The following is a 14,427-nucleotide window of genomic DNA, read 5'->3' on the forward strand; positions in this document are numbered from 1 at the left end:
GGAAGGGCTATCCTTTCTACTGTTATTTTTCTGCGACAGCTTCTTTTTCAGTTTTCACAACAAAATTGCCATCTTCCACATCGACGAGCACTTTTCCGCCTGTAAGCACCGTACCTTTAAGAAGCTCTTCAGACAACTTATCTTCTACATGTTTTTGAAGCGCACGGCGCAATGGACGAGCCCCGTAATCAGGGTCATATCCTTCTTCCGCGATTTTCATTTTCGCTTCGTCCGACAAGACAAGCTCAATGTCCTGCTCAGCAAGGCGTTTTGTCAATTCATTCGACATCAATGTCACAATCTCTTTCAAATGCTCTTTTTCAAGCGAGTGGAAGACAATCATTTCATCCACACGGTTCAAGAATTCAGGACGGAATGCCTTTTTCAACTCTTCCAGCATTTTTCCTTTCATATCTTCATAATCCCGTTCGCCGTCTTGAAGGTTAAACCCGACATAACGGTTCTTCTTCAGAGCTTCTGCTCCGACGTTCGATGTCATAATGACAACCGTATTGCGGAAGTCGACCGTACGGCCCTTCGAATCCGTCAGCCTTCCATCCTCCAAAACTTGCAGGAGAATATTAAAGACATCAGGATGCGCCTTCTCGATTTCATCAAGCAAGACAACGGAGTATGGTTTGCGACGCACTTTCTCTGTCAGTTGTCCGCCTTCATCATAACCGACGTAGCCAGGAGGTGAACCGACGAGTCGGGATGTCGCATGCTTTTCCATGTACTCAGACATGTCAATCCGGATCATCGCATCTTCGTCACCAAACATCGCTTCCGCCAGCGCACGGGCAAGTTCCGTCTTCCCGACCCCTGTAGGTCCAAGGAAAATGAATGAACCGATCGGACGCTTCGGATCCTTCAATCCGGCACGTGCACGTCGAATTGCCCGGGAAATGGCGGTTACCGCTTCTTTTTGGCCAATGACGCGCTCATGAAGCAATTCTTCCATATTCAACAATTTCGCAGTCTCTGTTTCTGCGATTTTAGCGACCGGCACGCCAGTCCACATCGCAACGACTTCCGCTATATCATTGACGGTAACTTCCGATTCTTTTTGGCCTTGTTTTTCTTTCCAAGCCGCTTTCGTTTTTTCAAGTTCTTCCTTCATCTTCTGTTCTTTGTCTCGGAAGGAAGCGGCCTTTTCGAATTCCTGGCTTTGAACTGCCGCATTCTTCTCATGACGGATGGCTTCCAACTTCGCTTCCAGCTCTTTCAAGTTAGGAGGCGTTGTATAAGAACGAAGGCGTACCTTTGAACCTGCTTCGTCAATTAAATCGATCGCTTTGTCAGGAAGGAAACGGTCTGAAATATAGCGGTCTGACATTTTCGCAGCCGCTTCAATTGCTTCATCCGTAATCTTTACCCGATGATGCGCTTCATAGCGGTCTCTAAGCCCACGAATAATCTGAATGGACTCTTCGACAGTCGGTTCATCTACTTGAATCGGTTGGAAACGGCGTTCAAGCGCTGCGTCTTTCTCAATATATTTCCGGTACTCATCAAGTGTTGTTGCACCGATACATTGTAGCTCCCCGCGGGCCAAAGATGGCTTCAGAATGTTAGAGGCATCGATCGCCCCTTCCGCTCCGCCGGCTCCGATCAAAGTGTGCAATTCATCGATGAATAAAATGATATTTCCGGCTTGACGGATTTCTTCCATCACTTTTTTCATACGGTCTTCAAATTCTCCGCGGTATTTTGTTCCCGCGACGACTGTTCCCATATCGAGTGTCATAACCCGTTTGTCACGGAGGATTTCCGGCACTTCATTGTTGACGATCTGCTGGGCAAGACCTTCAGCGATCGCCGTCTTCCCTACCCCTGGCTCTCCAATCAGTACTGGATTGTTCTTCGTCCGGCGTGCAAGTACTTCAATGACACGTGTAATTTCCTTGCTCCGTCCGATGACAGGGTCCAAAGATCCTTCACGGGCGATTTCAGTCAAATCACGGGCCAGACTATCCAATGTCGGGGTTGAGGCCGAAGAGGACGGCCCTTGAGTTCCTACTGAGCTGTCATTGTTTCCTAGCAATTGCAGCACCTGCTGCCGCGCACGGTTCAGGCTGACGCCTGCATTGTTCAGCACGCGAGCTGCGACGCCTTCACCTTCCCGAATCAACGCAAGCAGAATATGCTCAGTTCCAATGTAAGAATGGCCGAGTTTCCGAGATTCATCTACAGAAAGCTCGATCACTTTTTTAGCTCTCGGTGTGTAATGTACGATCGGACCGACATCCTTATTGCCCGTTCCAACGAGGCTTTCAACGCCTTTTTCGATCGTTTCGAAGCTGACATCGATGGCTTCAAGTGCTTTAGCCGCAATGCCTCCGCCTTCGCGGATCAATCCTAATAAAATGTGTTCTGTGCCGATGGATTCATGTTTCATCCGAATTGCTTCTTCTTGAGCCAGTTGCAATACTTTTTGGGCCCTCTGCGTAAGACGATTATTAAACATCATATCCATTCCACTCCTTCTATACGAATATCAACTTTTCCCCGCTTTACTAGCGCGGAATAGGGATTTCAATTCATCAAAATTTAGTCTGTTTGACTTTGACTATCTTTGACTTAATTATACAAGATGGAAAGCATGTGTGCAAAACAGATGCTCATTCTCCGGATTCTTCTTCATTCAACCTATTATTGCCCACTTCAAGCCTTTCCCGGAACAGTTTCGCCCGGAAAATATCCCGTTCTTCAGCCGTTAGTTCTGTTCCCGCATATTGTTGCAGGAACCCCGGCTGCATAAAAATCATCAGTTCATTCAAGATGGTCATATCGATATCCTGAATGATGTCCATATCGATTCCCAGACGGACATCAGATAAGCAGCGTGCTGCTTCTTCTGATGGCAGAAGGCGGGCATAGGTGATAGTGCCAAGAGAGCGGAACAACCTGTTTTCAAGAGCAATTCGGGATTTGGACAGTAGAAGCTCACGCGACCTGCGTTCATGTGCAATTAAACGTAATGTAATATTCTTCAACTCGGACAAGATCTCCTTCTCAGTCTTGCCGAGGGTCGTCTGGTTGGAGACTTGATAAATATTTCCGAGCGCCTCACTGCCTTCGCCATAACTTCCGCGGACTACAAATCCAAGTCGCGAAATTGCCGGGATGATGCGATTAATTTGCTTCGTCATTGTCAATGTCGGCAAGTGCATCATGACCGATGCCCGCATACCAGTCCCTGTATTGGATGGGCAGCTAGTCAAATAGCCAAATTGTTCATCAAAAGCATAGGGAACTTTCTTCTCTAAGAAATCATCCACCAGGTCCGCCTTTTCATAAGCGCTTTCCAGTTGGAATCCGGGATAAATGCATTGGATCCTAATATGATCCTCTTCGTTCACCATAATACTGAGCGTTTCGTCCTCCGACAGAACGACTGCACCATGTCTTTCCGGATCGGTCAATTGTGGACTGATTAAATGCTTTTCTACTAACACTTGCCTTTCAAGAAGTGGCAATTCAGAGACCTTCATATAGGAATACCCATTTTCTTCTGAGTTAAGCAGTGCCTCTGTAATTAGATGATCAACATCTTTCGCTTCCTCGGCTGAAAATGCGATCGGAAACCTTCTGCCTCTTAAATTTCTCGCTAGGCGGATTCGTGTCGACATGACAATATCGGAATGTTCACCATGAGAAGACATCCAGCCTGTCACTGAATTTTTCATGAAATTATCAATTGACATGGGCGTCACCTCCTCCATCCGTCATGAGCCGTTTCAGTTCGTTCGCTTCATCCCGTAATGAAGCAGCCTCTTCAAACCGTTCTTCTTCGATGGCCTCTTGCATTTTCAACCGGATTTCCTCAATCCGTTTTTTCACAGCGAATAATTCATTAAAAGAGACAGGGATTTTACCGGTGTGACTGGAGTGCCCATTATGCAGCTTGCCAAACAAACGAGGCAGGCGTTCTCTAAACGTGTCGTAGCAAGTGGAGCAGCCAAATTTCCCGATGTCCAGAAACTTTCTGAACGTTAATCCGCACTCCGGACACTCGGGACCTTCCGCCAACGGCTCTTTCGCCTGCTGTTGAGACTGGAATGGCTCTGAACCGCCAAGCCAATTAGAAAGGAACTGCTGGATGGACAGGGGCTCTTGGTTTGGATCGAAATGAAACATTTTGGATTGGAAAGCACATCTTTCACACATATGACGCTCAGAAGATCCTTGCATCGTTTCCTGTGTGAAGATGACAGAAGCCGGCCTTTCGTTGCAAATTTCACATAACATCGTTTGCCACCTCTTCTTCTATAGTCACTGGTTTTTATTATGTTCGTAAATTAATGTCACAAGCATCGCCTGCAATATCCTCCCTCGGATTATATCGCGTTCCGGAAGCGGATAATGGAGTGTCGTCCGGTCTACTGCAGCCAAAATGATTCTCGATTCGCGCTCTGAAATAACTTTCTCCTGAAGCAGACGATAGATCACATCCTCAGCCATTGTGTAGGTAGCCCCATCTTGAAGTCCTCTTAAAATATGCTCAATCAATTCTTTATGCGAATTGGTTTTCACACGGTAGATGCGTATATAGCCGCCTCCACCCCTCTTTGATTCGACTGCATATCCCCGTTCCACTGTAAATCGTGTATTAATAACATAATTGATCTGGGAAGGAACGCATTGAAATTTTTCTGCAATTTCGCTCCGTTTAATTTCAATGACGCCGTTCTCTCCCTTTTCAATAATCTTTTTTAAATATCCTTCAATTACATCTGAAATATTCCGCATGTGTTTTCACTCCTTCCGTTGCGAAGTGATAAGCCATTGACTTTGACTATCTTTGACTTAATTATACACGATGAGACGTTGATTTCACAATTGATTTGCAGTCAAAAAAAGAAGGTTTAGATTTGGCTTAAACGGGTAATTAAGAGGTTGAGGATTTTTTTCTGACCTCTTTTTCCCTCTACATTATGGGCTTCAGCTGTTATATATGCTATACACAACCTGAACCCATCCCCAAACAAAAAGCTCCTGGTACGACAACTACTACGGAGGAGATCTACAAGTGAATTGGTACGAAAAGCTAAGTGAATATTTCCCGATTGAAGAGATGAAGTCAAAGGAACATATGGAGGCACTTTTAAACGATAAGAAGAATATCTATCGTAAAGAAGAAGGGCCGCATCATGTTTTGATGTTCGTAGAGACAGAATCATTCATCTTCATCGATTACCTATTCGTCTCGGCGCAGTCAAGAGGCGCGGGAATCGGGCGGAAACTGCTGGATTCTTTGAAACAGAAAGGAAAACCGATCATTCTGGAAGTGGAGCCCGTAGATTACGAAGATACCGATACGGAAAAACGGCTAAAGTTTTACGCCCGGGAAAACTTTCATCACGCACGCCGGATCGGCTACAGCAGACGTTCGTTAGCTACAGGGGAGCAAAATGATATGGAAATCTTATTTTGGTCTCCAGATGATGCAGATGAGGAAAGTGTCTACGAAGCGATGAAAATGACGTACGAAGATATCCATACGTACAAGGATGAAACATTTTACGGAGAACCATACGACCCGGCAGAAAAAGTGCTTGTTTTTACAACAGAAAAGAAGAAGTGCATTTTACAACCGTATTTGGCTTGATGCAGGATGTGTGATTTCTAACGGGATCATCATGCCGGTACATTTGCAATAAAAACTCAAGTCTTATGAAATAGGAGGCCCTGCCGCCTCTTTCCAATAGGGAGAACAGCCCGCAAGAATAGGGTTGTTCTCCTATTTTAGTACGATTGCTCAGCTATCTTGCATGAAACTATAATTGGGATATGACGTACATAGGGGAAAGGAGATGATGATATGGAGAACAAGGGAGTTCCTAAGCGAGACCGGCAACATGCATTGCCTTCTTGGAAAAGAGTGTATTATTACGCAGTCATCGCCGGAATGTCCATCTTTGCCATTTTTGTCTTCACTGTGTTTTGGGATCTCTTCCTCACGCAGGATTGGTTTCTAGCCATAATTTTCGGGGGCCTCTTCCTTTTCCTTTGTTGGATCATTATTATGATTCTCCGGGCTCCACGAACGGGCGGCGTAACCAAACTTGAACAAATCGACACGCCGACCGGCTATGTCATTCATGCGGAAAATGAGTGGACAGGGGAGAGGGAAACAATTACATTCTACTGGCACCAAATCGATGCGTTGCTAATCGGCATTTGGACCAACCCCGGCTTCAAGGGACGGAAATATGATTACGTCGGAGCACGGCTCGTCTATCGTTACGACGAAGATGGCGTGAAAAAATACGCTGACCACATCATTGTTTGCGAGAAGAAATTGGACGAGTGGGTTAATAAGATTAGAAGACATGCCATCCCCTCGCGCGTGACAAACGCTAATATTTCAGCGGTCAAAAAAGAGGAGTTCGATGAAATGCTCAAGGAAGTCACTGCAGTTCCAATCAGCGAAATTCCATCCATTATCGATTGGTTTATGGAGCAGGAGGATTTTACACCTTGGCACCCTTCCGCAAGATTGCAGAAAAAGTAACTTCACAGCCTCTAAAACAAAAAGGCAAACCACTTACCGGCTTTGCAGTAAGGATTGCCTTTTTCATCATACGGTTGCAGGTGTTTTTTTCAACGGTTCCAAATCGACCTCAAACCCTAAATCTTCTAGCATTTGCCTGTCGCGGTCACTCTCCTGACCCGCTGTAGTCAAGTAGTCGCCGATAAAGATCGAATTGGCCGGATACAGGCCAAGGGGCTGCAGTGAACGTAAATTTACTTCCCGGCCGCCTGAAATTCGGATTTCCTTTGTCGGGTTGATGAAACGGAACAGACTGAGCACTTTCAAGCAATATCGCGGTGTCAATTCATTCGTTCCTTCTAGCGGAGTGCCATCGACTGCATGCAGGAAATTGACAGGAATCGAATCCGCATCCAATGCATGCAAACTGCGCGCCATGTCGATAATATCCTCTTTCGTCTCACGCATTCCGACGATGACGCCGGAGCATGGCGAAATGCCGGCTTCCTTTGCAGATTCAACGGTATTCACCCGATCGTCGTATGTATGAGAGGTCGTGATGCTGCTGTGATGAGCCGCCGACGTATTAATGTTGTGATTGTACCGATCCACTCCCGCCTCTTTCAGGCGCTTCGCTTGCTCCGGCTTCAAAATCCCGAGACACGCGCAAACCGTCATGTCCGCATGCTTGCTTTTAATTTCCTTTACGGAATCAATTACGATTTCGAGTTCCCGATTCACAGGTCCCCGGCCGCTCGCCACGATGCAATAGGTCCCAGCATTGACGGAAGCTGCCCGCTCCGCCCCCGCTACGATCTCCTCTTGTTTCATCATCGCATACTTTTCAATCGGCGCCTTCGAGACGATCGACTGGGCACAATAACCGCAATTCTCTGGACACAAACCTGACTTAGTATTAATAATCATGTTCAACTTTACTTTATTTCCATAGTAATGTTTACGGACTTTATAAGCCGCATGGAGCAACGGAAGCAAATCATCATCTGGACTTTCCAGGATGGCCATCGCTTCAACATCCGTCATGGTCTCCCCTTGCAACACCCGATCAGCCAATGCTTCGTAATTCATCAACGCCCTCTCCTCACTTTCAATACTTTATACATCCTGTGGCCAAAGATCCCTGCCAGCACAGACAGGATAATATCTTTTGGCAACGGCGGAATCATCCAGATCCACGCCACTTTGTAAGTAAAAGCATCAGGCGCTGACGCCCAAAGTTTGTAAGCGAAATACATCCAATTTGTCCCGAACAAATAATTGACGGACATCGCGACAAGGGCGGCTACAATATAACTGCGCAGGCTGCCGTTCTTTTCAACAATCTTCCCTGCGATATAAGCCACTAATATGAAAGAAATAACAAAACCAAACAACGGGCTTAGAATTTGCCCAAAGCCTCCCGAGAATTTTGAGAATACAGGGGCTCCTGCCAATCCGACTGCCATATATACAGCCATAGCCGTAGCACCAAGTCGACTGCCAAGAATCAATCCTGCCAAAATAGAAAAGAACGTCTGCAAAGTGATCGGTACCCCGCCGATCACTAGAAACGGAACAAATGTTGTAATATTAGCCCCGATCATCATCAGAGCCGCAAACATGGCGCAATACACCAGACTTAAAGCACTCATTCCACTATTTTGTTTTGCTGATACCGTTGCCATCCAACACACCTCATTTAACTAATTATCTGTAGTAATAGAATATAAGTTCATAAAATATGTGTCAACTAAATTTTCATTTATGGTTAACTCATTATTTATTATTTACACATTGCAGTGGTTCTAGAAGCAGACGATAGATAGCTATGCCCTTTTCTTTCTGTCTTGAGGGGACGGGGTTTGTTGGATGATCGCTTCTCTCACTCGGGATGGGGATGGGACTGAATGAGTTTACCTGTGTAGGTGGGTATGCGCAGGTATGGCATCGGTATGCGCGCGTGCGGCATCGGTATGCGCGGGTACTGCGTCGGTATGCGCGGGTGTGACACCGGTATGCGCGCATACGGCATCTCTAGGCGAGGTCAACAAATCTAGCGGAAAATTTTCTGTAAAAACAAAAAAATCGACAGCCCTCTGCTGCCGATTTTCCATTTATCTATGTTTGTCTTCACTCTTCGGGAATAGGAAATATGCAATGATCCCACTGAAGACAGCGGCTCCGATTGTAATCCACACACGGGATGTTTCGGGCACTTCTTGAAAGTTCTTCGATAACATATACCAAGCGATCCAGCCGACAATAAGCCCGATCGGAACGGAATATTTAAAAATTCTCAAGTGATTCACCTTCTGCCATTTATGTACTATGAATAGTGTAGCACAGTCGCCTGTTCATGCCCAACCCAGGAAGAGGGCTTGACGGTTTCGAGAATAAGCGTTATGATGTTTGAAATTATTCAAACAACTATATATGAATCTATTCTTATCAAGAGAAGCTGAGGGACTGGCCCGTCGAAGCTTCAGCAACCAGCCATTTTTGGTCAGGTGCTAATTCCAGCAGGCAACTAGCCTGAAAGATGAGAAGGAGTGAATTGCGATATATTCAAAGCCTTCTTTTCGAGAAGGCTTTTTTATTTTTCTGATTACACCAAACGTACATACACGACGAGAAGGGACGAGATGAGATGACACTTTTAGATGATTTAAAACACAAGGTACTGCTAGCCGATGGGGCGATGGGCACTTTGCTTTATTCTTACGGCATTGACTTTTGCTATGAAGAGTTGAATGTGGAGAAACCCGAAATAATAGAAAAGATTCATTTAGATTATATCGCAGCAGGTTCCGATGTCATTCAAACGAACACATATAGTGCCAATGCGCATAAACTTGCACGCTACGGCATGGAAGGTCGAGTGAAGGAGTTCAATGAGGCCGCAATCAAAATCGCGAAACAAGCTGCATCATCGAGAGGCCAATATGTACTGGGAACGATCGGCGGACTGCGGGGCATCCGTAAGAGCGAACTGTCGATCCAAGAAGTGCTCACGATCGTGCGGGAACAGGCAGACGCCTTGCTGACTGGAGATCCTGATGGACTGCTGCTTGAGACGTATTATGATTTCGATGAACTCTCTGCCGTTGTAAAGGAACTGCGGCTGATAACAGATCTTCCGATTGTCGCCCAAGTATCGATGGATGAACCAGGGGTATTGCAAAACGGCCTTGTGCTGAATGAAGCGCTTCATCAGTTGGAGGCAATTGGGGCGGACGTCGTCGGCGTAAACTGCCGTCTCGGCCCCTACCATACCATTCAAGCCTTTGAAAAAGTTACGTTGCCAGAGCAAGCCTTCCTGTCCGCCTCCCCTAATGCCAGCCTTCTCGATGTCGAGGATGGCCGAATCGTTTATGTATCGGAAGCGGATTATTTCGGAAAAGCCGCTGTCCTTCTTCGGGACGAAGGCGTAAGGCTCATCGGAGGCTGCTGCGGAACAACGCCGAAACATATCGAAGCTGCTAAAAAACATTTGGCTGGTCTACCTCCGGTGACAACAAAGATCGTTACACCGCAAAAACCGATTTTGATCCGCGAGGCGGAACCGGCTGTTCATGAGCCGATTCACGAGAAAGCCAAAAAAGAGCGGACGATCATCGTTGAACTCGATACGCCGAGACATTTAGAGACGGAACAGTATATTGAAGGAGCAAAACTTCTATATGATGCAGGCGTGGCGGCCGTTACAATGGCCGACAATTCCCTCGCATCCCCTCGCATCAGTAATATGGCGATGGGCTCGATTTTGAAGCTGCAGAATAATATCCGCCCGCTCGTCCATATCACATGCCGCGACCGGAATCTGATCGGTCTGCAATCACATTTAATGGGACTGGATGCATTAGGAATCCATGATATTCTGGCTGTTACCGGCGATCCGACGAAAGTCGGCGATTTCCCGGGCGCGACAAGCGTCTACGATGTATCGAGCATGGAATTGCTCCAGTTGATCAAGCAATTAAACGAAGGAATTTCATTCACTGGAAAGCCACTGCGGAAGAAAGCGAAATTCTCGGTAGCCGGCGCCTTTAATCCGAACGTCCGCGTCCTAGATCGGGCTGTAAAGAGACTTGAAAAGAAGATTGAATGCGGAGCTGATTATTTCATTACGCAGCCTGTCTATACAAAAGAAAAGATTATTGAAATCCATGAAGCGACCAAACATTTGGAAACCCCCATTTTCCTTGGGATCATGCCATTAACAAACAGCCGCAATGCCGAATTCCTTCACCATGAGGTGCCCGGCATCAAATTATCCGATGAAGTCCTTGAAAGGATGCACGCCTGCGGGGATGACCGCGAGAAATCTACGGCTGAAGGCATCGCCATTGCCAAGGAACTGATCGACACAGCTGCGGAGCTGTTCAACGGAATCTATGTCATTACCCCGTTCCTCCGATATGACATGTCGCTTGAGTTAGTCCATTACATCCATGAGCTGGATGCACAGAAGGAGAGAGAATTCGCCCATGCCGAAACATCTTATTGAGCAACAACTTCAAAACAGAATATTGATCCTTGACGGGGCCATGGGTACGATGCTGCAAGCTGAAGACCTATCTGCGGACGACTTTGGCGGGGAAGAATATGAGGGCTGTAATGAGTACTTGAACATCCTTCGGCCTGATATTCTGCAGAAAATCCATCGCGCTTATTTAGAAGCAGGTGCGGATATTATTAGTACTAATACATTTGGTGGAACTCCCCTCGTGCTGAATGAATTTGATCTTGGCCACCGTGCAGTGGAAATCAACCGGCGGGCAGTCGAAATTGCCAAGCAATGCGCTGCCGAGTTCTCAACACCTGAGTGGCCGCGTTTTGTAGCCGGCGCCATTGGACCGACGACAAAAACATTGTCTGTGACAGGCGGAATCACATTCGACGCCCTTTCAGAGGACTTCTATGTGCAAGCGAAAGCATTGATTGAAGGCGGAGCCGACGTTTTATTAATGGAAACGAGCCAGGATATGCTAAACGTCAAAGCCGGAACGATCGGCATCAAACGGGCATTTGAGGAAACAGGAATAGAGCTTCCTGTCATGATTTCCGGAACAATCGAGCCAATGGGCACGACACTCGCCGGCCAAAGCATCGAAGCCTTTTATATTTCCATAGAGCATATCAAACCGCTTTCCGTCGGGCTGAACTGTGCGACAGGCCCTGAATTTATGACAGACCATTTGCGTTCGTTATCAGATCTTGCGACCAGCTACGTCACATGTTATCCAAACGCAGGTTTGCCTGACGAGGAAGGGCATTATCATGAATCACCAGAATCCTTGTCGTTGAAGTTGCAAGGTTTCGCGGAAAAAGGCTGGCTGAACATGGTGGGCGGATGCTGCGGCACGACGCCTGCTCATATTAAGGCGATCCGGGAAGCCGTTGACGGGTTGCCGCCGCGTTCAAAACCGGACTCCGACCATGCGCATACCGTGTCTGGCATCGAACCACTCGTCTATGACCCGTCCATGCGTCCTTTATTAATTGGAGAACGGACGAACGTCATCGGGTCCCGAAAATTCAAGCGTCTGATCGTGGAAGAGAAATTCGAAGAGGCTTCCGAGATTGCACGGGCACAAGTGCGCGGCGGTGCGCATGTTCTCGATATTTGCCTCGCCAATCCAGATCGCGATGAACTGGAAGATATGACGAGATTCATGGCAGAAGTCGTCAAAAAGGTGAAGGTTCCTCTCGTCATTGATTCAACAGACGAAAAAGTGATTGAAGAAGCTTTGAAGTATTCCCAAGGGAAAGCCATTATCAACTCCATTAACCTGGAGGATGGCGAAGAGCGTTTCGACGCAGTATTGCCGCTTGTAAAGAAGTTTGGGGCAGCCGTTGTTGTCGGTACAATTGACGAAATAGGAATGGCAGTGACACGCGAACGAAAGCTGGAAATCGCCGAGCGTTCCTATGACTTGCTCGTAAACAAATGGGGCCTGGCACCGGAAGACATCATTTTTGACCCTCTCGTATTCCCTGTCGGCACGGGTGATGAACAATATATTGGATCGGCCGTTGAAACAATCGAAGGTATTCGTTTAATCAAAGAAAAGATGCCTCGCACCTTGACGACACTTGGCGTAAGTAACGTTTCCTTCGGCTTGCCGCCAGTCGGACGGGAAGTATTAAATGCGGTGTATCTCTACCACTGTACACAAGCCGGTCTTGACTACGCGATTGTCAATACGGAAAAACTGGAGCGTTACGCATCCATTCCGGAAAAAGAAGTGAAGCTCGCTAATGATCTGTTATTCAACACGACCGATGCAACACTTGCCGAATTCACCGATTTTTATAGGGATAAAAAGAAGGAAAAGACAGAAGACGATATACCGAAGACTGTTCCCGAGCGGCTTGCCTATTACGTCGTTGAAGGTACAAAAGAGGGGCTGATCCCGGACCTGGAAGCCGCACTCGAAATGTACGACACGCCGCTCGATGTCATAAACGGCCCATTAATGGAGGGCATGGCGGAAGTCGGAAGATTATTCAATGACAACCAGCTGATTGTAGCGGAGGTGCTCCAAAGCGCCGAAGTAATGAAGGCTTCCGTCTCGTTCCTGGAAAATTTCATGGAAAAAAAAGAGGATGATTCAGGGAAAGGGAAAATCATTCTGGCTACCGTAAAAGGAGACGTCCACGATATCGGGAAAAACCTGGTGGATATCATTTTAAGCAATAATGGCTTTAAAGTGATCGACATTGGCATTAAGGTGACCCCCGCGACGCTGATTGACGTCATCCGGAAGGAAAAGCCCGACATAATCGGCCTCTCCGGCCTGCTCGTAAAATCCGCCCAGCAGATGGTGCTGACAGCCCAAGACTTTAAAGCGGCCGGCATTGATACACCAGTCATGGTAGGTGGCGCTGCACTGACCCGCCGGTTTACAGAAACAAAAATCGCACCGGAATATGACGGGCCGGTTCTGTATGCAAAGGATGCCATGCAAGGCTTAGATCTCGCCAACCGGCTGCAAAGCGGAGAGAAGGAAGCCCTGTTAGTGGAACTTGCAGAGAAACAGGAAAAGCGCGCGGAGACGGAAGCATATCGAGCAACGAGAGATACCGCGGTCGCCGTTCTGCCGCGTCCAGTCAAGACAGTGAGCGAGGATGTGCCGGTGTTCGTCCCGAACGACTTACGCCGACGCGTCATGAAGGATTATTCAGTAGCCCACCTCTATCCGTATGTAAACATGCGGACATTGATCGGACATCATCTCGGCATGCGAGGCAATGTTGATAAAATGCTTCAAAACAGAGAAGAGCGAGCCGTCCAATTACATGAACTTGTTACCGGCTTCTTGGAATCAGGTAATTTGTCCGCTTCCGGCATGTATCAGTTCTTCCCTGCCCAAGCGGACGGCGATGATGTGGTTATCTATGATCCTGAGGATGCGACAAGGGAAATCGAACGGTTTACATTCCCTCGCCAAAGTCGTGAACCATTCCTTTGTCTCGCTGATTATTTGAAACCGGTGAGCAGCGGCATTATGGACTATGTCTGTTTTATGCAGGTAACTGCCGGGCATGGAGTTCGTAGCTACGCCAACGAATTGAAGGCGAAAGGAAAATTTTTAGAAAGCCACGCCTTCCAAGCAACCGCTCTGGAACTGGCAGAGGGATTCGCTGAACGTGTTCATCAGGAAATACGGGATCAATGGGGCTTCCCGGATCCGACTGACTTCACGATGCGCGAACGATTCGCAGCCAAGTACCAAGGCCAGCGTTTCTCGTTCGGGTATCCAGCCTGTCCACGCCTGGAAGACCAAGCCAAATTGTTCGGCCTTCTCAAACCAGAGGACATTGGCGTCCATTTAACTGAAGAGTTTATGATGGAACCTGAAGCATCCGTTTCAGCCATTGTGTTTGCTCACCCAGACGCACGATATTTCAGTATTGATTAACAAAAA

Annotated in this window: 11 protein-coding genes and 1 riboswitch; of the genes, 4 read left to right on the forward strand and 7 right to left on the reverse strand. The window is 47.2% G+C overall.

Going from position 1 to position 14,427, the window contains the following annotated elements; all coding sequences use genetic code 11:
- Nucleotides 1–22: 22 nt before the first annotated feature.
- The 4 genes from clpC to ACSW3C_RS07505 form a co-directional block, all read right to left on the reverse strand.
- On the reverse strand, nt 23–2,470 hold the full coding sequence (gene clpC / locus ACSW3C_RS07490; protein ID WP_486561797.1) for an ATP-dependent protease ATP-binding subunit ClpC: 2,448 nt from the start codon (nt 2,468–2,470) through the stop codon (nt 23–25).
- A 151-nt stretch (nt 2,471–2,621) separates the two neighbouring features.
- Nucleotides 2,622–3,707: a protein-arginine kinase McsB gene (gene mcsB, locus ACSW3C_RS07495; protein WP_486561798.1), complete on the reverse strand. Its 1,086-nt coding sequence runs from the start codon at nt 3,705–3,707 to the stop codon at nt 2,622–2,624.
- Nucleotides 3,697–4,251 carry a UvrB/UvrC motif-containing protein gene (locus ACSW3C_RS07500; protein ID WP_486561799.1) on the reverse strand — a complete coding sequence of 185 codons (555 nt, stop codon included), beginning with the start codon at nt 4,249–4,251 and terminating at the stop codon, nt 3,697–3,699. Before ACSW3C_RS07500 ends, mcsB begins: the two co-directional genes overlap by 11 nt.
- A gap of 24 nt (nt 4,252–4,275) precedes the next feature.
- Nucleotides 4,276–4,752, reverse strand: a complete 477-nt coding sequence (locus ACSW3C_RS07505; RefSeq protein ID WP_486561800.1) for a CtsR family transcriptional regulator — start codon at nt 4,750–4,752, stop codon at nt 4,276–4,278.
- Between the two features lie 280 nt (nt 4,753–5,032).
- On the opposite strand from ACSW3C_RS07505, the gene ACSW3C_RS07510 reads away from it, so the two are divergent.
- Both ACSW3C_RS07510 and ACSW3C_RS07515 read left to right on the forward strand, forming a co-directional pair.
- Nucleotides 5,033–5,611 carry an N-acetyltransferase gene (locus ACSW3C_RS07510; protein ID WP_486561801.1) on the forward strand — a complete coding sequence of 193 codons (579 nt, stop codon included), beginning with the start codon at nt 5,033–5,035 and terminating at the stop codon, nt 5,609–5,611.
- Between the two features lie 213 nt (nt 5,612–5,824).
- Entirely contained in the window at nt 5,825–6,517 is a 693-nt protein-coding gene (locus ACSW3C_RS07515) for a hypothetical protein (protein WP_486561802.1), read from the forward strand.
- Between the two features lie 66 nt (nt 6,518–6,583).
- On the opposite strand, the gene bioB is transcribed toward ACSW3C_RS07515, so the two are convergent.
- From bioB to ACSW3C_RS07530, 3 genes are all read right to left on the reverse strand, one after another.
- Nucleotides 6,584–7,585 (reverse strand): biotin synthase BioB, encoded by a 1,002-nt coding sequence (gene bioB / locus ACSW3C_RS07520; protein ID WP_486561803.1) that lies wholly within the window; start codon nt 7,583–7,585, stop codon nt 6,584–6,586.
- Nucleotides 7,585–8,181 (reverse strand): biotin transporter BioY, encoded by a 597-nt coding sequence (locus ACSW3C_RS07525; protein ID WP_486561804.1) that lies wholly within the window; start codon nt 8,179–8,181, stop codon nt 7,585–7,587. The genes bioB and ACSW3C_RS07525 overlap by 1 nt, the downstream gene beginning before the upstream one ends.
- A 429-nt stretch (nt 8,182–8,610) precedes the next feature.
- A complete protein-coding gene (locus ACSW3C_RS07530) occupies nt 8,611–8,796 on the reverse strand; it encodes a histidine kinase (protein WP_486561805.1) in 186 nt (61 codons plus the stop codon).
- A 142-nt stretch (nt 8,797–8,938) separates the two neighbouring features.
- Nucleotides 8,939–9,042, forward strand: a riboswitch (SAM riboswitch).
- 101 nt (nt 9,043–9,143) lie between these two features.
- On the opposite strand from ACSW3C_RS07530, the gene ACSW3C_RS07535 reads away from it, so the two are divergent.
- Both ACSW3C_RS07535 and metH read left to right on the forward strand, forming a co-directional pair.
- A complete protein-coding gene (locus ACSW3C_RS07535; protein ID WP_486561806.1) occupies nt 9,144–11,003 on the forward strand; it encodes a bifunctional homocysteine S-methyltransferase/methylenetetrahydrofolate reductase in 1,860 nt (619 codons plus the stop codon).
- On the forward strand, nt 10,984–14,421 hold the full coding sequence (gene metH, locus ACSW3C_RS07540; protein ID WP_486561807.1) for a methionine synthase: 3,438 nt from the start codon (nt 10,984–10,986) through the stop codon (nt 14,419–14,421). Before ACSW3C_RS07535 ends, metH begins: the two co-directional genes overlap by 20 nt.
- Nucleotides 14,422–14,427: the final 6 nt, after the last annotated feature.

The organism is Sporosarcina sp. AD_1 (assembly GCF_057373025.1).

What these genes read in the sequence shown, in the direction of transcription:
- clpC (WP_486561797.1), bottom strand. Translation starts at nt 2,470, where the DNA reads ATGATGTTTAATAATCGTCTTACGCAGAGGGCCCAAAAAGTATTGCAA.
- mcsB (WP_486561798.1), bottom strand. Translation starts at nt 3,707, where the DNA reads ATGTCAATTGATAATTTCATGAAAAATTCAGTGACAGGCTGGATGTCT.
- ACSW3C_RS07500 (WP_486561799.1), bottom strand. Translation starts at nt 4,251, where the DNA reads ATGTTATGTGAAATTTGCAACGAAAGGCCGGCTTCTGTCATCTTCACA.
- ACSW3C_RS07505 (WP_486561800.1), bottom strand. Translation starts at nt 4,752, where the DNA reads ATGCGGAATATTTCAGATGTAATTGAAGGATATTTAAAAAAGATTATT.
- ACSW3C_RS07515 (WP_486561802.1), top strand. Translation starts at nt 5,825, where the DNA reads ATGGAGAACAAGGGAGTTCCTAAGCGAGACCGGCAACATGCATTGCCT.
- bioB (WP_486561803.1), bottom strand. Translation starts at nt 7,585, where the DNA reads ATGAATTACGAAGCATTGGCTGATCGGGTGTTGCAAGGGGAGACCATG.
- ACSW3C_RS07525 (WP_486561804.1), bottom strand. Translation starts at nt 8,181, where the DNA reads ATGGCAACGGTATCAGCAAAACAAAATAGTGGAATGAGTGCTTTAAGT.
- ACSW3C_RS07535 (WP_486561806.1), top strand. Translation starts at nt 9,144, where the DNA reads ATGACACTTTTAGATGATTTAAAACACAAGGTACTGCTAGCCGATGGG.
- metH (WP_486561807.1), top strand. Translation starts at nt 10,984, where the DNA reads ATGCCGAAACATCTTATTGAGCAACAACTTCAAAACAGAATATTGATC.